This is a genomic window from Paracoccus sp. KKT209 (assembly GCF_055635455.1).
Map to the genome: position 1 here is coordinate 2,109,535 of NZ_CM145758.1, position 17,701 is coordinate 2,127,235.

A 17,701-nucleotide genomic window follows, 5' to 3' on the forward strand; every position below is an offset into this window, starting at 1 on the left:
CCGCCTCTGGCCCTTCGGCACGGCGACAGACCGTGGCGCAGCAAGGGTCGGCGACCTGCAGCGCAGCTTCGCATTCGTCCGACGATGAAAGGAAGGGGTTGGTGCGGCCGAGAAGACTCGAACTTCCACTCCGGTTAAGGAACAGCGACCTCAACGCTGCGCGTCTACCAATTCCGCCACGGCCGCATCCGGGCAGTTCCGGCCTGATAGCCGAGCGGCACGGCGATGGAAAGAGGTTTTTTGGACCCCCTTCCCCTTCAAGATCGGCATTGACGGCCGCGCCCGGGCGCGCCACATCCCGGCCATGGTGGAGTGGATCATCAGCGACGGCCTGACCGGCTATGACGAAGCCGTGTCCTTCATGGAGGCGCGGGTTGCCGCGATCCTGGCGGGCGAAGCCCCCGAGGCGATCTGGCTGGTCGAACATCCGCCGCTCTATACCGCCGGGACCAGCGCGCGGGCGCAGGATCTGCTGCAGGCCCGCTTTCCGGTGCATGCCACGGGACGGGGGGGACAATATACCTATCACGGGCCGGGGCAGCGAATCGTCTACGTGATGCTGGACCTGAACCGGCGCGGCCGCGATGTCCGGGCCTTCGTCGGTCAGCTCGAGGCGTGGGTGATCGCGGCGCTGGCCGAATTCTGTATCTCCGGCCGCATCAGCGAAGGCCGCGTGGGGGTCTGGGTTCCGCGGCCGGACAAGCCCGCCCTGCCCGACGGCACCGCCCGCGAGGACAAGATCGCCGCCATCGGGGTCAAGTTGCGGAAATGGGTCAGCTTTCACGGCATCTCGATCAACGTCGATCCGGACCTGGAGCACTATGGCGGGATCGTTCCCTGCGGCATCACCGGGCATGGGGTGACCTCGATGATCGACCTCGGGCTGCCGGTCACGATGACCGATCTTGACCTGGCACTGCAGCAGCAATTCGGCGTGATCTTCCGCTGAGTTGCGATCAATTCTTGCGATGCGACCTTTCGATGGGTGGATTTCTTGCGGCACCCGCCTGTAGTCTCGGGTCTGGAGAAAACCACCCTTCCGGGGTTGATCGAGGATTATTGCAATGAAATCAGCCATCGTCGGCGCTGTTCTGGGCGCGACTCTAGCCATCCCCGCCATCGCGCAAGAGGCTGGCGACCCCGCCGTGGGCGAGAGCGAGTTCCGCAAGTGCCGCGCCTGCCACATGATCCGTGACGACAGCGGCACCGACATCGTCAAGGGCGGCGCCACCGGCCCGAACCTGTGGAACGTCATGGGTGCCAAGATCGCGTCCGAGGAAGGGTTCCGCTATGGCGACGGCATCCTGGCCGCCGCCGCCGCCAATCCGGACATGGTCTGGACCGAAGAGGAGATGGCCGCCTATGTCACCGATCCCGGTGCCTGGGTGAAGGAGAAGTCGGGCGATCCCTCGGCCAGGAGCAAGATGACGTTCAAGCTGAACAAGAACCAGGCGGATGTCGCAGCCTACCTGACCACGGTGTCCCCGGATGCCCCCGCGGAGGCCGAAGCGGCCACACAATGACGTGACGGGACTGCGGCGTGACGCCGCAGTCTCTTGCACCGCGCCCGCCCGAGACTGTTTCTGGCGGGCGCGGACCGCACCCTGACCACAGTGACGCATTGCCCGGTCTGCGCAGGTGGTCTAAAGAACCCGTGATATCGCCGGTCTGCCAGACCGGCTCGACGACATCTTGAGGGAGTTCGGGTATGGCAGACGCAGCCGCACACGGCCACGGAGACCATCATGACACACGCGGGTTCTTTACCCGCTGGTTCATGTCCACCAATCACAAAGACATTGGTATTCTATACCTTTTCACCGCCGGTCTGGCCGGCCTGATCTCGGTCAGCTTCACCGTCTACATGCGGATGGAGCTGCACGAGCCGGGCGTCCAGTACATGTGCCTGGAGGGCGCGCGATTCTTCGCCGACGCCGCCGCCGAATGCACCCCGAACGGCCATCTGTGGAACGTCATGATCACCTATCATGGTGTTCTGATGATGTTCTTCGTCGTGATCCCGGCCCTGTTCGGCGGTTTCGGCAACTACTTCATGCCGCTGCAGATCGGCGCGCCGGACATGAGCTTCCCGCGCATGAACAACCTCAGCTACTGGCTGTATGTCGCGGGCCTCTGCCTGGGCGTCGCCTCGCTGCTTGCCCCCGGCGGCAACCAGCAGCTGGGTTCGGGCGTGGGCTGGGTTCTCTACCCGCCGCTGTCCACGAACGAGGGCGGCTATTCGATGGACCTGGCGATCTTTGCCGTCCACGTCTCGGGTGCTTCGTCCATCGTCGGCGCGATCAACATCATCACCACCTTCCTGAACATGCGCGCCCCCGGGATGACGCTGTTCAAGGTGCCGCTGTTCGCCTGGTCGGTCTTCATCACCGCATGGCTGATCCTGCTGGCCCTGCCCGTCCTGGCCGGCGCCATCACCATGCTGCTGATGGACCGCAACTTCGGCACGAACTTCTTCAACCCGGCCGGCGGCGGTGACCCGGTGCTGTACCAGCACATCCTGTGGTTCTTTGGCCACCCGGAAGTGTACATCATCATCCTGCCGGGCTTCGGCATCATCAGCCACGTCATCGCCACCTTTGCCAAGAAGCCGATCTTCGGCTACCTGCCGATGGTCCTGGCCATGGCCGCCATCGGGATCCTGGGCTTTGTCGTCTGGGCGCACCACATGTACACCGTCGGCATGTCGCTGACCCAGCAGAGCTACTTCATGCTGGCCACCATGACGATCGCCGTGCCCACGGGCATCAAGGTCTTCTCGTGGATCGCGACGATGTGGGGCGGATCGGTCGAGTTCAAGACGCCGATGCTCTGGGCCTTCGGCTTCCTGTTCCTATTCACTGTCGGCGGCGTGACCGGCGTCGTGCTGTCGCAGGCGCCGCTGGACCGCGTGTATCACGACACCTACTATGTCGTGGCGCACTTCCACTATGTGATGTCCCTTGGCGCGGTCTTCGCGATCTTTGCGGGCGTCTATTACTGGATCGGCAAGATGTCGGGCCGCCAGTACCCGGAATGGGCCGGCAAGCTGCACTTCTGGATGATGTTCATCGGTGCGAACCTGACCTTCTTCCCGCAGCACTTCCTGGGTCGCCAGGGCATGCCGCGCCGCTATATCGACTATCCGGTCGAATACGCCTTCTGGAACGCGATCAGCTCTTGGGGCGCCTATCTGTCCTTCGCCTCCTTCGTGTTCTTCATCGGCATCGTCGCTTACACCCTGTTCGCCGGCAAGCGCGTAACCCAGAACAACTACTGGAACGAGTACGCCGACACTCTGGAATGGACCCTGCCCTCGCCCCCGCCCGAGCACACGTTCGAGCAGCTGCCCAAGCGCGAGGACTGGGATCGCAGCCCGGCACATCACTGAGAGCGCGCTCGGCGATGCCCTATCAATGGACAGAAACGGCCCCGGATCATTCCGGGGCCGTTTTGCAAAAGCTCACCCTCTGGCCGCACCGGTCCCTGCCCAGGAAGGGCTTCGTGTGGTTCATCGGAGTGACGGCCGCCTTCATGGCGCTGCCGATCCTTGCGGTCCTGGGCACGCAGGTCCTCTGGGGGCTGCTGCCCTTCGTGGTGCTGGTGGTGGTGGGGGTCTGGTGGGCCTTCCAGCATACCTATCGCAGTGGCCAGACCCGAGAGGAACTGCTGCTGGATCATGACAGGCTGCAGGTGCGTCGCAGCGATCCCGGCCGCGCGCCGCGCGAATGGCAGACCAACAGCTACTGGGTCCGCGCCTCGCTGCGCCAAGGTCCGGTCGCAAACTACCTGACCCTCTCGGATGGACAGCGAGAGATCGAGCTTGGCGCCTTCCTGACGCCCGAGGAACGGGTCAGCCTGTGCGACGAACTCAGCCGGGCCCTCGGCCGCGCGCGGGGCTGATGGCAAGACGGGCGGGCCTAAGCCCGCCCGTCTTACCTTATTTCGTGTCGTCGACGTGATCGGGCAGATCATCCTCGTCCGTCGAGGCGACCCTTTCAAGCTCCGCCTCAGACATGCTGTAATACATGTCCTTGGAGGGTTCCTTCAGGTCGCTGACCTTTGTGTCGCCGCGCTTGGCCGACAGGGCGGCTCCGGCGGCGTGCTGCTGCGCTTTCGATTTTGCGGGCATGGTATCACCTCCTGCCCGCTCAACGTCCCGGCGCATGGAAGGTTCAGCCCAGCAGCCGGCCCTTGACCAACGCGCCCACCGCGCCGAAATCCATCTGCCCGGCGTGGCGATCCTTGAGGGCCGCCATGACCCGGCCCATGTCCCGGATCCCCGTGGCCTCCAGGTCGGCGATCGCGGCATCGACCGCGGCACGCGTTTCAGCCTCGCTCATCTGGCGGGGCAGGAACTCTTGGATGACCAGGATCTCCTCCTCTTCCTTGGCGGCCAGCTCCAGCCGGCCACCCTCCTCATAGGCCTTGGCCGATTCCTGGCGCTGCTTGACCATGCGCGACAGGATCAGGATCAGGTCGGCCTCCGTCAGCTCGCCGTCGCCGTCGCCGCCGCGCGCCGCGATCTCGCGGTCCTTCACGGCGGCGCCGATCAGGCGCAGGGTGGACAGGCGGGCGCTGTCCTTGGCCTTCATCGCGTCCTTGGTCGCGGATTGCAGTCTGGCGCGGAGTTCCATGATCCTGTCTCCATGATCTGGGCGCGGGGATGCGCCGGAAAGCCTGCGATCTAGGCCGGCGGGCCGCGCAAATCAAGCGCGTCGCGGCGCCGCGACGGCGGCTTCGGCTTGACCTTGGGGCCTGCCCCCCCTATTCACCGCCTGATTTCATTCCAGAGGTGCCGACATGGCCGCAAAACCGACCGCCTGCCTGGCGCTTGCCGATGGCACAGTCTTCTATGGCCAGGGTTTCGGAGCCCCGGGCGAAGTTGTGGCCGAACTGGTCTTCAACACCGCGATGACCGGCTATCAGGAGATCATGACCGATCCTTCCTATGCCAGCCAGATCGTGACCTTCACCTTTCCCCATATCGGCAATACCGGCGTCACCCCCGAGGATGACGAGGCGCAGGATCCGGTGGCCAGCGGCATCGTCGTGCGGTGGGATCCGACCGAGCCGTCGAACTGGCGCGCATCCTCGGATCTGACCGACTGGATGAGCCGCCGCGGCCGGATCGGCATCGGCGCGGTCGATACCCGCCGCCTGACCCGCGCGATCCGCCAGCAGGGGGCGCCGCATGTCGTGCTGGCCCATAACCCTGATGGCAATTTCGACATCGAGGCGATGATTTCCCGCGCCCGGAACTGGACCGGTCTGGTCGGGCTGGACCTGGCCAAGGATGTCAGCTGCGCCCAGAGCTATCGGTGGGAAGAAGGCGCGTGGGAATGGGGCAAGGGCTTTGGCACATCGCCCGAGGACAAGCCCTTCAAGGTCGTGGCGCTGGACTATGGCGCCAAGCGCAACATCCTGCGTTCGCTGGTGGCCTATGGGGCTGACGTGACGGTGCTGCCGGCCAATGCCACCGCCGAGGAGGTGATGGCCCATGAGCCCGAAGGCGTGTTCCTGTCGAACGGTCCCGGCGATCCGGCGGCGACAGGCGCCTATGCCGTGCCGATGATCCAGGACCTGCTGGCGCGCGACATGCCGATCTTCGGCATCTGCCTGGGGCACCAGATGCTGGCGCTGGCGCTTGGGGCCAAGACCGTCAAGATGAGCCACGGCCATCACGGCGCGAACCATCCGGTTCGCGACGTCGAGACCGGCAAGGTCGAGATCACCTCGATGAACCACGGTTTTGCAGTCGATTCGCAATCGCTGCCGACTGGCGTGCTGGAGACGCATGTCAGTCTGTTCGACGGCAGCAATTGCGGCATCCGCATGACCGACAAGCCGGTCTTCTCGGTCCAGCATCACCCGGAGGCGTCGCCGGGGCCGCAGGACAGCCTCTACCTGTTCAAGCGCTTTACCGATTCCATGCGGGCGCGCCGGGGCTGAGCCTGAAAGGCACGGAGGCGGCACGAAACTCGAGCCGTCCCGCCGCGCCTTAACGGGTTGTTAATCACTGCATGCCATCAAGGGGCGATCCGACAGGGAACGCCCATGGCCCAGCTTGCGTCATCGCCTCGGACCACTGCCCTGCCCGACGTGCCAAAGGCCTCGGACCAGGTGATCCTGCGCGGCCCGACGCTGGCACCGCCCAGCAAGCTGCCCCTCGGCCAGATCCTGGTCGAGGATGGCGCCGTCGATCCATCCGACCTGCTGAAGGCCACCGTCCTCAGCCAGCGGCAGAGCGCCCGTTTGGGTGAGATCCTGTTGGCGCAAGGGATGGTCACGCCCGAAGCACTGGCCCGGGCGCTGTCGCGCCAATGGCGCACCACCGCCATCGACCCCGCGCTCAGCCCCGCCGATCCGCGCCTGATCGACGCTGCCGGCGCCGGCTTTTGCCTGACGCATGGCATCCTGCCCTGGCGGCGGATCGGCGGCGTCACCTGGATCGCCACCTCGCGGCCCGACATGTTCACGGCGCTGCTGCCCCGTCTGCCGGCGCAATTCGGCCAGGTGCGGATGCTGCTCTGCAGCCACGATCAGGCGCAGTCGGGGGTTCTGAACTCCTGCCGGATCCGCCTGATCCGCGAGGCCGAGACGCGCGTCCCTGCCGCCGAAAGCTGCCGGACTCAGAACCCCGTGCGAACCGGTCAGCTGGCGGCGGCCGCCCTGGTGCTGCTGGTCCTTGGCCTGGCCGTGGTGCCGACCTTCGTGGTGGCGCTTCTGGTCGCTTGGGCGGCACTGACGCTGATCCTGCAAAGCGGGCTGAAGCTGCTGTCGTTCCTGGCCTCGGGCCGCGCCCGCGCCGAGCGGGACCAGCTGGCCCGTGCCGTGGCGCAGGGCCTGGTGCTGCCCGCCGAGACGGAGGCGCCGCTGCCGGTGATCTCGGTCATGGTGCCTCTGTTCGAGGAAAGCGACGTGGCCGGCAAGCTGGTCGCGCGGCTGGCGCGGCTGGACTACCCGCGCGAGCTGACCGACCTGCTGCTGGTGATCGAGGCCAGCGACCGGGTCACCGAAAACGCTTTGGCGGGTGCACGGCTGCCCCACTGGATCCGCGTCGTCCGCGTGCCCGATGGCCCGATCAAGACCAAGCCCCGGGCCCTGAACTATGCGCTGAACTTTTGCCGGGGCGACATCGTGGGGATCTGGGACGCCGAGGATCGGCCGGACCCCGACCAGCTGCACAAGGTCGCCCGCCGCTTTCACTTCGCCCCCGCCGACGTGGCCTGCCTCCAAGGCGCGCTGGATTTTTACAACCCCCGCACCAACTGGCTGGCCCGCTGCTTTACCATCGAATACGCGGCCTCGTTCCGGGTCCTGCTGCCGGGTGTGGCCCGGATGGGTCTGGTCGTGCCCCTGGGCGGCACCACGCTGTTCTTTCGCCGGCCCCTCCTGGAGAAGGTGGGGGCCTGGGACGCCTGGAACGTGACCGAGGATGCCGACCTGGGCGTTCGCCTCGCCCGCCGGGGCTATCGGACCGAGATCATCGAGACGACAACCGACGAGGAAGCGAACTGCCGCACCCTGCCCTGGATCAAGCAGCGGTCGCGCTGGCTGAAGGGCTATGCACTGACCTGGGCCGTGCACATGCGCGACCCGGTGCTGCTGTATCGGGAACTGGGGCCGCGGCGGTTCTGGGGCTTTCAGGTGCAATTCTTCGGTGCACTCTCCCAATACCTGCTGGCCCCGGTGCTGTGGAGCTTCTGGCTGCTGGCCCTTGGGCTGCCCCATCCCCTGCGGGAGGTGATGGGCGGCAGCGCGGCCATGTGCCTGTTCGGGCTGTTCCTTGCCTCCGAGGCGCTCAGCATCTTCGTCGGACTGCGCGCGGTCCGAGGCGCCAAGCACCGGCACCTTCTGGCTTGGCTCCCGACGCTGCACCTCTATTTCCCGCTTGGCTGCCTGGCGGGCTGGAAGGCGATCTACGAGGTGGTGACCAAGCCCTTCTACTGGGACAAGACCGCTCATGGACTGTTCGTCGAGGCGAACGAAGCCCCCGAACTGGCCGCGGGCCTCGTCTCGATCCCCGTGCTGGGGAAGATCGGTGGCCGGTCGCTGTCCGAGGTCGCCGAGGCCCAGGCCACCGCAAATGCACCCGCTCCTGCCCCGCAGGCCCTGCAACGGATCGCGGGCTGAACCGACTTCAGGGGGCCGCGTCCAGAACCCCCTCCGCCGGCATCAGCTCCGCGATCAGGGATGCGGCACTTGCGGTCTGCTGCGCCAGCCGCGCCTCCAGCTCGTCCAGCGAAGCCGCGCCTGTTTCCCGCAAGAGGAAATCCTGACCGCCGCGCCCGATCTCGGCCATGTCGAGGGCGCGGTCGGTCAGCAGGCGCCCCGCCGCATGCAGCCGCCAGAGGCTGCGCCAGACGGAACCGAGTTGCTCTGCGGCTTCCTTGGTCAGCAGCCCCGCGCGGCGCCCGGCGCGCAGCTGCGCCAGCGTGGTCCGCGCCGGGTCGGCCGCACGCAGCGCGCAGGCCTGCGCCAGAAGGTCGATGTCCTGCAGATGCCCCGGCCCCTGCTTGGCATCCCAAGGCCCGTCCGGGGCCTTGGCCGCAAAGAGCCGCGCCCGCATTGAGGCCAGGTCCGGCATCACCCGCGCGTCACCGCCCCGCGCCGCCAGAACGGCGACGCGCAGCGCTTCGATCTGTGCGGCCAGCGCCTCGGCATCGCGACCCAGGGTGGCGGCGCAGCGGGCGCGGGTCAGGGCAAGATGCTCCCAGGTCCAGGCTTCGCTCATCTGGTAGGTCTCGAAGCTCTGCACCGCGGTGGCCACGGGCCCCTGCCGCCCCGAAGGGCGAAGCCGCATGTCCACCTCGTAGAGGCGCCCTTCGGCGGTCAGCGCGGACAGCGCCGTGACCATCGCCTGCGTCAGCCGCGCGTAATAGGGCCGCGCGGCCAAGGGACGCGGCCCGTCCGAGGCATCGATCCCGTCGGTGTCATAGATGACGATCAGGTCAAGGTCCGAACCCGCGTTCAGCACCCGTGCGCCAAGCGAGCCCATGCCCAGAACGACCGCGCCCCGTCCCGGCGCGGGACCGTGGCGCCGGGCGAAATCGGCGGCCGTGACCGGCAGCAGCGCGCCTAGGCAGGCCCCCGCCAGGTCGGCATACTGACCCGAGGCCTCGTCCGCGTCGATCAGGCCGCGCAGATGATGGACCCCGATGCGGAAATGCCATTCATGCGACCACCGCCGCGCGGCATCCAGCGCGCGTTCATAGCCGCCGCCGGGCGCGTTCAGCGCACGCTGCAAGGCATGATCCAGTTCGGCCCGCAGGCCCGGCTCGCCCGGCCAGGGTGCGAAGAAGCTGCCACCCAGCACGCCATCCAGCACCGCCGGGTGCCGGGCCAGATATCCCGCCAGTGCCGGCGCAGTGCCGCAGATGTCGACGATCAGCTCGATCAGCTGGGGGTTGGCCTCGAACAGCGAAAACAGCTGCACGCCCGCCGGAAGGCCCGATAGGAAACTGTCAAACCGCATCAGCGCCTCGGCAGGATGGCCGGCCCGGGCCATCCGCTCCAGCAGCGGCGCCTCGATCCGGCGAAAGATCTGCTGCGCGCGGTCCGACCGAAGGGCCGGATAGGTCTGCCACCGCTCGATGATGGCGACGGCCTCGTCCGAGATATGCGGCCGCTCTGCCTGGACCTCGCCCGGGGCGAAGAAGCGCTCGGTCAGGTCATGGACCCGGGCCAGACGCGTCTTGAGCCCCGTGCACCATGCGTCGACATCCGCCTCGCCCGTCAGTGCCGCGACGATCCGCAGCCCCTCGGCCTCCTTGGGCAGCGCGTGCGTTTGGGCGTCGTTCACCATCTGGATGCGATGCTCGATGTCTCGGTGCTGGCGATAGTGGTCGATCAATTCGGCCGCGACCTCGGGCGGCACCCATCCTTTTTCGGCCAGAGCCCGCAGCCCCCCCACCGTGTCCCGCGCCCGCAGTTCGGGATCGCGACCGCCGGCGATCAACTGGCGGGTCTGGGTGAAGAACTCGATCTCGCGGATGCCACCCTGGCCCAGCTTCAGGTTGTGGCCGGCCACTTCCAGCCGCCCGCCCAGACCCTTGTGGTCGCGGATGCGCAGCCGCATGTCATGCGCATCCTGGATGGCGGCAAAGTCCAGGTGCTTGCGCCAGATGAAGGGGCGCAGTTCGCGCAGGAAACGCTCGCCCGCCGCGATGTCGCCGGCGGCGGCTCGGGCCTTGATGAAGGCCGCACGTTCCCAGGTCCGACCCTCGGCCTCGTAATAGGCCAGCGCGGCGGCGGTCGAGATGCAGACCGGCGTCACGGCGGCATCGGGCCGCAGCCGCAGGTCCGTCCGGAAGACATAGCCATGCGCGGTCGCGTCCGACAGGGTGGCGGCCATCTTGCGGGTGGCGCGGATCAGCGCGGCGCGCGCCTCCATCTGGTCGGCCTCGGCATAGGCGGTTTCATCGAACAGCACGATCAGGTCGATATCGGAACTGTAGTTCAGCTCGCCCGCGCCGCCCTTGCCCATCGCCAGCGCAAAGATGCCCCCGGCATCGGCCCGCGTCGGCGGCAGCTTGCCGCGCCGCTGCTCGGCCGCGACATGGACGCGCAGCGCCAGGTCCACGGCCCGGTCGGCCAGGTCGGACAGCGCCCGCGTCACCTGCTCCAGCGTCCAGACGCCGCCCAGATCCGCCAGCGCCGCCTGCAACGCCACGCGGCGCTTGGCCCGGCGCAGCGCGATGCCCAGGGCCTCCGCGTCAAGATCCTCGAGCCCTGCGGTCTCGCGGGCAACCACCTCGTCATGGTCCAGCGCGCCGGGCAGCCATTCGGCCTCCTTGCGCAGCAGATCGGCCAGAAAGGGGCTGCTGCCGGCAGTGCCCTCGATCAGCCTCCGCAGGCGGTCGGGCAGTTCGGGAAACAGGCCTGCGACATCCGCCCCACGGGCAGGATCGGCGGGCAGCGGCAGGCGGGTGATGCGGGTCGCGAAGGTCATGGCGGCCACCTTAGTGAAGCCCCAAGGGCAGTCAACGCGCAGCTTCCCGCCCGAGGACCGCCGCTGCTGCCACGTCAACCGTTTCCCTGCTTGGCCTGTCCCTGAATCGTTGCTAGGCTTCGCGCAATCAACAGGCGAAACGGATCCTCAGCGCGCCCATGACCGCCCTTGTTCTGAACATATGTCGCACGAGGGGCGCCTGATGCGCCATACGTTGCCCCATGCGCCACAGTTCTATGTGACGGCCCCGCAGCCCTGCCCCTATCTGCATGGCCGGGCCGAGCGCAAGCTGTTCACGGCGCTGCAGGGTGACAACGCGGCCGAGTTGAACAACGCGCTGTCGCGGCAGGGCTTTCGGCGGTCGCAGAACGTGCTGTACCGCCCCAGCTGCGAAAGCTGCGTCGCCTGCATGTCGGCGCGCATTCGCGTCGCGGACTTTCACCCGACCCGCACGCAGCGCCGGATCCGCACGCGCAACGCGCCGATGCGGCGGCTGGCCACCAGTGCCTGGGCCACCGAGGAACAGTTCGAACTGTTCCGCCGCTATCTGGACAGCCGCCATGCCGATGGCGGGATGGCCGACATGGACATCTTCGAATTTGCCGCAATGATCGAGGAAACGCCGGTCAAGACGCGGGTGATCGAATACCGCTGCAGCGGTGACGACCTGCCGCAACTGTCCCAGGGCGACGACCATCTGGGCGGGGTCTGTCTGACCGACGTGCTGGATGACGGGCTGAGCCTTGTCTACAGCTTTTATGATCCGCTGCTGCGCGGGGCCAGCATGGGAACCTACATCATCCTCGACCATATCGAGATCGCGCGGGCGGCGGGCCTGCCCTATGTCTATCTGGGCTACTGGGTGCCGGGCAGCCGCAAGATGGACTACAAGGCCAAGTTCGGCGCGCTGGAAATCTACAAGGGCGGGGTCTGGCAGGATCTTGGCGACCCCGAGACACATTCCAACGAGGCGCATCCCCTGTCGGTCGATCCCATCGTCGAGCAGGTGGCCCGCATCGCGCTGCCGCAATTCGACCGATAGCGCCTGACAGGCCGCGAAAGAAAATTTCAAATTCCTCTGCACCTGCGTCACTTTATCCGCCGAACCCCATTGACCCTGCCCCGGCGTAACCATAGTTTGCGCCGACGCCGGGTCGGCCATTGGGGCCTTCGGCGGGTATTTTTGTTGGATGGAGCAAGATGATGTCCCGAACGATGACGGGTGCGAGAATGGTGGTCGAGGCGCTGCGCGATCAGGGCGTCGATACCGTATTCGGCTATCCGGGCGGGGCCGTGCTACCCATCTATGACGAGATCTTTCAGCAGAACGACATCACCCATGTCCTGGTCCGCCACGAACAGGGCGCCGTCCACATGGCCGAGGGTTATGCCCGCGCCACCGGGAAACCGGGGGTCGTGCTGGTCACCTCGGGTCCGGGGGCCACGAATGCCGTGACCGGCCTGACCGACGCTCTGCTGGATTCGATCCCGCTGGTCGTGCTGTCGGGCCAGGTTCCGACCTTCATGATCGGCACCGACGGGTTCCAGGAGGCCGACACGGTCGGCATCACCCGCCCCTGCACCAAGCACAACTGGCTGGTCAAGGACACCGACAAGCTGGCCGAGACGATCCACAAGGGCTTCCATGTCGCCACCTCGGGCCGCCCCGGCCCGGTGCTGATCGACATCCCCAAGGACGTCCAGTTCGCGACCGGCACCTATGTCGGACCCAAGCAGGTCGATCATGGCCGCTATCACCCGGCCCGCAAGGGCGATCTGGGCGCGATCACGCGTCTGGTCGAACTGATGGAGCAGGCCGAGCGTCCGATCTTCTATACCGGTGGGGGGGTCATCAATTCGGGGCCCGGCGCCAGCCAACTGCTGCGCGAACTGGCCGATGCGACGGGCTTTCCGGTCACATCGACGCTGATGGGCCTGGGCGCCTATCCGGCCTCGGGTCAGGGCTGGCTGGGCATGCTGGGCATGCACGGCACTTACGAATCGAACCTGGCGATGCATGGCTGCGACCTGATGATCAACATCGGCGCGCGGTTTGACGACCGCATCACCGGGCGGATCGCGGATTTCAGCCCCGGCTCGGTCAAGGCGCATATCGACATCGATCCGTCCAGCATCAACAAGGTCGTGCGCGTCGAAGTGCCGATCGTCGGCGATGTCGGCCATGTGCTGGAGGACCTGCTGAAGGTCTGGAAGTCGCGCGGCCGCAAGGTCAACAGCCCGGCGCTGAAGCAGTGGTGGGGGCAGATCGAGGAATGGCGGGCGCGCAAGTGCCTCGCCTATCGGAACAGCGACACCCTCATCAAGCCGCAGCACGCGCTGGAACGGCTGGAGGCGCTCACCAAGAACCACGACCGCTACATCACCACCGAGGTCGGCCAGCACCAGATGTGGGCCGCGCAATACCTGGGATTCGAAGGGCCGAACCGCTGGATGACCTCCGGGGGTCTGGGCACCATGGGCTATGGCCTACCGGCCAGCATTGGCGTGCAGATGGCGCATCCCGATGCCTTGGTCATCAACGTCGCGGGCGATGCCAGCTGGCTGATGAACATGCAGGAGATGGGCACGGCGGTTCAGTTCCGCCTGCCGGTCAAGCAGTTCATCCTGAACAACGAGCGCCTTGGGATGGTCCGCCAGTGGCAGCAGTTGCTGCATGGCGAGCGTTACAGCCAGTCCTGGTCCGACAGCCTGCCCGATTTCGTCAAGCTGGCCGAGGCGTTCGGGTGCAAGGGCGCGCAGGTGCGCGACCCCAAGGACCTGGACGCCGCGATCCAGCAGATGATCGACTATGACGGGCCGTTCATCCTGGACGTGCTGGTCGAGAAGCACGAGAACTGCTTCCCGATGATCCCGTCCGGCAAGCCGCATAACGAGATGCTGCTGGGCGAGGCCGAGACGCAGGGCGTGATCGAATCCGAAGGCGCAGTGCTGGTCTGATGCCCGTGACGGGTCTTTGGACAACGAAGAAGAGGACAGGTTCGTGAATGCATTGAACATCCAGAAAGGCATGTCGAGCCATTCGGCCTATGACCTGCGCGATCCGAATGCGCAGATGGAGGAAAGCCATACGCTGGCAGTGCTGGTCGAGAACGAGCCGGGGGTTCTGGCACGGGTGATCGGCCTTTTCTCGGGGCGCGGCTACAACATCGACAGCCTGACCGTGGCGGAGGTGGACCACACAGGCCATCGCTCCCGGATCACGGTCGTCACGCGCGGAACGCCTTCGGTGATCGAGCAGATCAAGGCGCAGCTGGGGCGGATCGTGGTTGTTCACGAGGTGCATGACCTGACGGTCGAAGGCCCGGCGGTCGAGCGCGAACTGGGCTTGTTCAAGGTGCGCGGCCAAGGCGACAAGCGGGTCGAGGCGCTGCGCATCGCCGAGATCTTCCGGGCAAACGTGGTCGATTCGACGCTGGAGAGCTTTGTCTTCGAACTGGTCGGCACGCCAAGCAAACTGGATGCCTTTGCAGACCTGATGCGGCCCTTGGGCTTGACCGACCTGGCCCGCACCGGGGTGGCGGCGCTGTCCCGCGGGGTCTGACCTCGCCAGTCATGAAAAAAGCCGCGGTCACCGCGGCTTTTTTTAGGAACGTGGGAACCTTTTGTGAAGGTTCCGGTTACCTACACGCTGCCCCGTTCCTGATGAGTCCATAGGGGCTGTTCACTGAACTGAGTTTGGAGTTGGAACAGCGGGAGGTGGGATAGTCGCTGCCATCTGAAACAACCCTCAGGCTGGGTTGGCGGGCCGGAACAGGCGCCTCCGACAAGATCCGAGGGATCTGGGGGCAGCATTGCTCGGACAGCATGGACACGTTGAGGGCGTGGCGAAGATTGCCGACCGTCTCTGTCTCCAGTTCGACCAGGTCACCGGGTTGCGGCCAGTTGCCGGGCTGAACCAGGTTTTCGGTGCCTTGGAGATAGGCCAAGGTGGCTTGGTCTTCGCACCAGATTATCGCTTTCTCGCGCGATCCGCTGCTCCATACGACTACCCCGATCATGGGTGCCCCTTCATCAGATTCGACGCCGAGGCGTCATGTTGTCCTTTCGGACAGGTCATTGGCTAATTCCTGCTGACTAAAGCAGAATTCCGCCGATTTGCTATCTTTTTTATCGTGCCTTCTCAACTTTTTGTCATCTTTCAGTTGTCATGTGTCGGTGTCGGCACAACTTGGCGGTGCCAAACGCGCCACCGCATCAGCCAGCGCAATCACCGTTTCCTTTTCATCGTCCAGTACAAGACCTTGGGCCGCGTAGCGCGTAAAGTCCCGTGCCAGGGCTGCCGCGGCCGTTCCAAAGACCGCAGGTGACAGACGTGCCAGTGCCATCATCGCCTCTTGTAGGGCAAGCTGCACCGCGAAAATTCCGGCCCCATCGCGCGCCAGCGGCAACAGACTGGCGCGCAAAACCTCCTGCGCAGTGATGGCCGGAACGTACAGACGGGGATAGCAGACCTCGGGAATCGATTCGTGGTCCCATTGCGACAGGATGCGCAGCATGCGCCCGACCACCAGCACGGCCGTGCCCGGATCGTTCACCGCCGGCGACAGGGCGCGTTGTCCGATTTCTGACAGCACGCTGAAGCCGAAGCGGGGATCCTGCTCGAAGCTGCGCATCCGCCGCAGGGTGATGCAGCCGCTGATCCGCCCGCAGATCGCCTGCGCCTTTTCATCCTGGTCGGGCAGGTTCATGACGTGAAAAAGGGGGCTGCCCAGATGCACGAAATCCCCCGGCATCGCGGTCATGTAGAGGATCAGGTCGTGGCGATCGGCCAGTTCGGACAAGGCCTTCATGTCGCAGTTCTGGACATAGCCGACCTGCGGGGCGTGATGCGCGATACTGTCCAGCGGCGGCGCGCCGCGCAGCGGGTTCGCACCCAGCCAAGGGGCGGCCAGCCGGTTCGCCAGTGCCTCGTCCGTGGAGCGTTCGACCCGCGACATCGTGTCTCCGATCAGCCCCAGCTCTCCCAGTCGGTTGATCCAGCGCAGAAGGGACACGACCACGATCAGGATCACGGCCAGGGTCACGCCAAAGAGGACGATCCGGCCCCCATCACCGTAAAGCCCCGTGTTCAGCATGATCAGCCCGACAAGACTGAAGATGAAGGCGCCGATGAAGGTCGCCAGCACGGTCTGGCTGACCCCGTCCTTGACCAGAAGCTGGACCGCCCGGGGCGTGGTGCCGGAACTGGCCGTGGCATAGGCGGCCGTCAGGATCGACAGCGAGAATGTCGTGACCGTCAGCATCGACGAGGCGATGATGTCAAGGATCGGCGCGATTGCATCCGCGCCGATCATGCCGGCCAGCCCGTCCGGGATCTGGTTGCGCAAAAGGAAGCCCGTGACCGCCGTCAGCAGGCCCAGGACCGCGAATGACGTCACCCGCACCCAGAGCCGCTGCAGGATCTCGCGCAGGCGCCACCGGAATTTGCCGATGTTGATTCCCTCGGCCATGCCTCAGCGCACGCGACCGGCCTGGACATCCGCAACAGCACGCCGCACCTGTGCCAGCCGCTGCGCCCGTGACGGGTGGGTGCCCAGCACATGGTTGCCGGGGTCGGGGATGCGTTCGAACAGGCGGGACCCGTGGATCGGGTCGAAGCCCGCGTTCAGCGCGATGATCGAGCCGAGATAGTCGGCCTCGAGCTCCCAATCGCGGGAATAATATCGGGCCCCGACCGAGGCGCCGATTTCCTGCGCGCGCGAGATGGCCGAATCGTCGCCGCCATAGGCCGAGGCGATGCTGCCCAGGACCACCGCCGCCGCCGAGGACGCCCCGGATTTGCGGTCGAGATGGTTCAGGATGTGATGCGCCGCCTCGTGTCCGACAACAAAGGCGATCTCGTCCGCGTTCTGGGTCTGGCCGATCAGGGACAGGGTAAAGCCGACGATCGGCCGGCCGTTGCGGTCGACGGTCTGGAAGGCGTTGGGTTCCAGGCCTGGGCGGTCGTCCACGACGAAGACGAAGTCGCAGCTGATCGGCCGCGTGCGCCGGTTCAGGCAATCCTGCCGCACCGCGGGCTCCATCCGGCGCATCACCTGCACGAAGGTCCGCGCCGCGGCATCGGGCGTCTGCGCATAGGGATCGGAGGGCGCCGGCAGCGGGCGCGGCTGGACCTGACCTGCCGGAGCCGCGGGCGGCAGGGGCGGCTGGACCGGCATGGGCGCGCAGCCGGCCAGCGTCAGCATGGTCGCCATGATGCCTGCCAGCCACCGGCCCGTGGTCGTCTTGCGCATGTGTATCGCCCTGTTGTCCTGCCGGCCCGCCGGCTTGTCGCATGATGCCGCGCAGTTTACCTTTCACCCGCGCAGGGTAAAGCCCGGCTGCTTGCTGCGGCGCGAACTTCACGCGATTGTCGCTGCTTCACCAAGGAGATTCGGATGTTCACCATCGAGCATGACTTCGACGCGACCGTGATCACCCTGATCGACGAGGCCGAAGCGCAGACGCGCCCGCTGAACGAAGATGTCGTGATCCTCAGCTTTGACGACCGGGTGATCCTGGAACAGATGAGCCCGGATGGCGACGAGGTGGTCCGCGTCACCCTGAGCATGCACCAGCTGACCGAACTGCGGCTGGCGCTGAACCTGCCCGAAGGCAATTACCGCATCGAAAAGCGCGACTGAACGACCCGTCATGGTTCGACCGGCGACGGCGCCCGGCTGGTCTGGGCGCTTGCGACGACCCCGCCCTTCTGAAACACCTCGCCGGAAAGGCCCGGTGCAGCGGCGC

Annotated in this window: 15 protein-coding genes and 1 tRNA gene; 10 read left to right on the forward strand and 6 right to left on the reverse strand. The window is 66.2% G+C overall.

Annotated elements, in window-relative coordinates:
• Window positions 1-99 precede the first annotated feature (99 nt).
• A tRNA-Leu gene (locus ACZ2G3_RS10540) sits at window positions 100-186 on the reverse strand.
• Window positions 187-304: 118 nt separating this feature from the next.
• Here ACZ2G3_RS10540 and lipB point away from each other — a divergent pair.
• The 4 genes from lipB to ACZ2G3_RS10560 all read left to right on the forward strand — a co-directional run bounded on the left by lipB (window position 305) and on the right by ACZ2G3_RS10560 (window position 3,900).
• Window positions 305-949, forward strand: a complete 645-nt coding sequence (lipB, locus tag ACZ2G3_RS10545; protein ID WP_470395852.1) for a lipoyl(octanoyl) transferase LipB — start codon at window positions 305-307, stop codon at window positions 947-949.
• A 115-nt stretch (window positions 950-1,064) separates the two neighbouring features.
• Window positions 1,065-1,523, forward strand: a complete 459-nt coding sequence (locus ACZ2G3_RS10550) for a c-type cytochrome (RefSeq protein ID WP_419267929.1) — start codon at window positions 1,065-1,067, stop codon at window positions 1,521-1,523.
• Window positions 1,524-1,708: 185 nt separating this feature from the next.
• Window positions 1,709-3,388 carry a cytochrome c oxidase subunit I gene (locus ACZ2G3_RS10555; RefSeq protein ID WP_419267928.1) on the forward strand — a complete coding sequence of 560 codons (1,680 nt, stop codon included), beginning with the start codon at window positions 1,709-1,711 and terminating at the stop codon, window positions 3,386-3,388.
• Between the two features lie 14 nt (window positions 3,389-3,402).
• Window positions 3,403-3,900: a DUF2244 domain-containing protein gene (locus ACZ2G3_RS10560; RefSeq protein WP_470395855.1), complete on the forward strand. Its 498-nt coding sequence runs from the start codon at window positions 3,403-3,405 to the stop codon at window positions 3,898-3,900.
• 37 nt (window positions 3,901-3,937) lie between these two features.
• Here the strand turns inward: ACZ2G3_RS10560 and ACZ2G3_RS10565 are convergent, their stop codons facing one another.
• Entirely contained in the window at window positions 3,938-4,129 is a 192-nt protein-coding gene (locus ACZ2G3_RS10565) for a DUF3008 family protein (protein WP_470395857.1), read from the reverse strand.
• A gap of 43 nt (window positions 4,130-4,172) precedes the next feature.
• Window positions 4,173-4,634: a GatB/YqeY domain-containing protein gene (locus ACZ2G3_RS10570; RefSeq protein WP_419267925.1), complete on the reverse strand. Its 462-nt coding sequence runs from the start codon at window positions 4,632-4,634 to the stop codon at window positions 4,173-4,175.
• 166 nt (window positions 4,635-4,800) lie between these two features.
• Between ACZ2G3_RS10570 and carA the strand changes: the two genes are divergently transcribed.
• Entirely contained in the window at window positions 4,801-5,949 is a 1,149-nt protein-coding gene (gene carA, locus ACZ2G3_RS10575; protein ID WP_470395860.1) for a glutamine-hydrolyzing carbamoyl-phosphate synthase small subunit, read from the forward strand.
• A 105-nt stretch (window positions 5,950-6,054) separates the two neighbouring features.
• On the forward strand, window positions 6,055-8,133 hold the full coding sequence (locus ACZ2G3_RS10580) for a glycosyltransferase (RefSeq protein ID WP_470395862.1): 2,079 nt from the start codon (window positions 6,055-6,057) through the stop codon (window positions 8,131-8,133).
• Between the two features lie 7 nt (window positions 8,134-8,140).
• Here ACZ2G3_RS10580 and ACZ2G3_RS10585 read toward each other — a convergent pair whose 3' ends face one another.
• A complete protein-coding gene (locus tag ACZ2G3_RS10585) occupies window positions 8,141-10,951 on the reverse strand; it encodes a [protein-PII] uridylyltransferase family protein (protein WP_470395864.1) in 2,811 nt (936 codons plus the stop codon).
• A 202-nt stretch (window positions 10,952-11,153) separates the two neighbouring features.
• Between ACZ2G3_RS10585 and ACZ2G3_RS10590 the strand changes: the two genes are divergently transcribed.
• From ACZ2G3_RS10590 to ilvN, 3 genes are all read left to right on the forward strand, one after another.
• Window positions 11,154-11,993 carry an arginyltransferase gene (locus tag ACZ2G3_RS10590; RefSeq protein WP_470395865.1) on the forward strand — a complete coding sequence of 280 codons (840 nt, stop codon included), beginning with the start codon at window positions 11,154-11,156 and terminating at the stop codon, window positions 11,991-11,993.
• Between the two features lie 161 nt (window positions 11,994-12,154).
• Window positions 12,155-13,909, forward strand: coding sequence for an acetolactate synthase 3 large subunit (locus tag ACZ2G3_RS10595; RefSeq protein WP_470395867.1), 1,755 nt, complete (start codon window positions 12,155-12,157; stop codon window positions 13,907-13,909).
• Between the two features lie 43 nt (window positions 13,910-13,952).
• Window positions 13,953-14,513 (forward strand): acetolactate synthase small subunit, encoded by a 561-nt coding sequence (gene ilvN / locus ACZ2G3_RS10600; protein WP_419267919.1) that lies wholly within the window; start codon window positions 13,953-13,955, stop codon window positions 14,511-14,513.
• A 604-nt stretch (window positions 14,514-15,117) separates the two neighbouring features.
• Here the strand turns inward: ilvN and ACZ2G3_RS10605 are convergent.
• Both ACZ2G3_RS10605 and ACZ2G3_RS10610 read right to left on the reverse strand, forming a co-directional pair.
• Window positions 15,118-16,422, reverse strand: coding sequence for a DUF2254 domain-containing protein (locus ACZ2G3_RS10605; RefSeq protein WP_470395869.1), 1,305 nt, complete (start codon window positions 16,420-16,422; stop codon window positions 15,118-15,120).
• A 3-nt stretch (window positions 16,423-16,425) separates the two neighbouring features.
• The gene (locus tag ACZ2G3_RS10610; RefSeq protein ID WP_470395871.1) at window positions 16,426-17,205 is read right to left on the reverse strand and encodes a M48 family metalloprotease; all 780 of its coding nucleotides are present in this window, start codon (window positions 17,203-17,205) and stop codon (window positions 16,426-16,428) included.
• Between the two features lie 144 nt (window positions 17,206-17,349).
• Here ACZ2G3_RS10610 and ACZ2G3_RS10615 point away from each other — a divergent pair, with 144 nt between their 5' ends.
• Window positions 17,350-17,595 (forward strand): hypothetical protein, encoded by a 246-nt coding sequence (locus ACZ2G3_RS10615; RefSeq protein WP_419267916.1) that lies wholly within the window; start codon window positions 17,350-17,352, stop codon window positions 17,593-17,595.
• The last annotated feature ends 106 nt before the right edge of the window (window positions 17,596-17,701 follow it).

What these genes read in the sequence shown, in the direction of transcription:
- lipB (WP_470395852.1), top strand. Translation starts at nt 305, where the DNA reads ATGGTGGAGTGGATCATCAGCGACGGCCTGACCGGCTATGACGAAGCC.
- ACZ2G3_RS10550 (WP_419267929.1), top strand. Translation starts at nt 1,065, where the DNA reads ATGAAATCAGCCATCGTCGGCGCTGTTCTGGGCGCGACTCTAGCCATC.
- ACZ2G3_RS10555 (WP_419267928.1), top strand. Translation starts at nt 1,709, where the DNA reads ATGGCAGACGCAGCCGCACACGGCCACGGAGACCATCATGACACACGC.
- ACZ2G3_RS10560 (WP_470395855.1), top strand. Translation starts at nt 3,403, where the DNA reads ATGCCCTATCAATGGACAGAAACGGCCCCGGATCATTCCGGGGCCGTT.
- ACZ2G3_RS10565 (WP_470395857.1), bottom strand. Translation starts at nt 4,129, where the DNA reads ATGCCCGCAAAATCGAAAGCGCAGCAGCACGCCGCCGGAGCCGCCCTG.
- ACZ2G3_RS10570 (WP_419267925.1), bottom strand. Translation starts at nt 4,634, where the DNA reads ATGGAACTCCGCGCCAGACTGCAATCCGCGACCAAGGACGCGATGAAG.
- carA (WP_470395860.1), top strand. Translation starts at nt 4,801, where the DNA reads ATGGCCGCAAAACCGACCGCCTGCCTGGCGCTTGCCGATGGCACAGTC.
- ACZ2G3_RS10580 (WP_470395862.1), top strand. Translation starts at nt 6,055, where the DNA reads ATGGCCCAGCTTGCGTCATCGCCTCGGACCACTGCCCTGCCCGACGTG.
- ACZ2G3_RS10585 (WP_470395864.1), bottom strand. Translation starts at nt 10,951, where the DNA reads ATGACCTTCGCGACCCGCATCACCCGCCTGCCGCTGCCCGCCGATCCT.
- ACZ2G3_RS10590 (WP_470395865.1), top strand. Translation starts at nt 11,154, where the DNA reads ATGCGCCATACGTTGCCCCATGCGCCACAGTTCTATGTGACGGCCCCG.
- ACZ2G3_RS10595 (WP_470395867.1), top strand. Translation starts at nt 12,155, where the DNA reads ATGTCCCGAACGATGACGGGTGCGAGAATGGTGGTCGAGGCGCTGCGC.
- ACZ2G3_RS10605 (WP_470395869.1), bottom strand. Translation starts at nt 16,422, where the DNA reads ATGGCCGAGGGAATCAACATCGGCAAATTCCGGTGGCGCCTGCGCGAG.
- ACZ2G3_RS10610 (WP_470395871.1), bottom strand. Translation starts at nt 17,205, where the DNA reads ATGCGCAAGACGACCACGGGCCGGTGGCTGGCAGGCATCATGGCGACC.
- ACZ2G3_RS10615 (WP_419267916.1), top strand. Translation starts at nt 17,350, where the DNA reads ATGTTCACCATCGAGCATGACTTCGACGCGACCGTGATCACCCTGATC.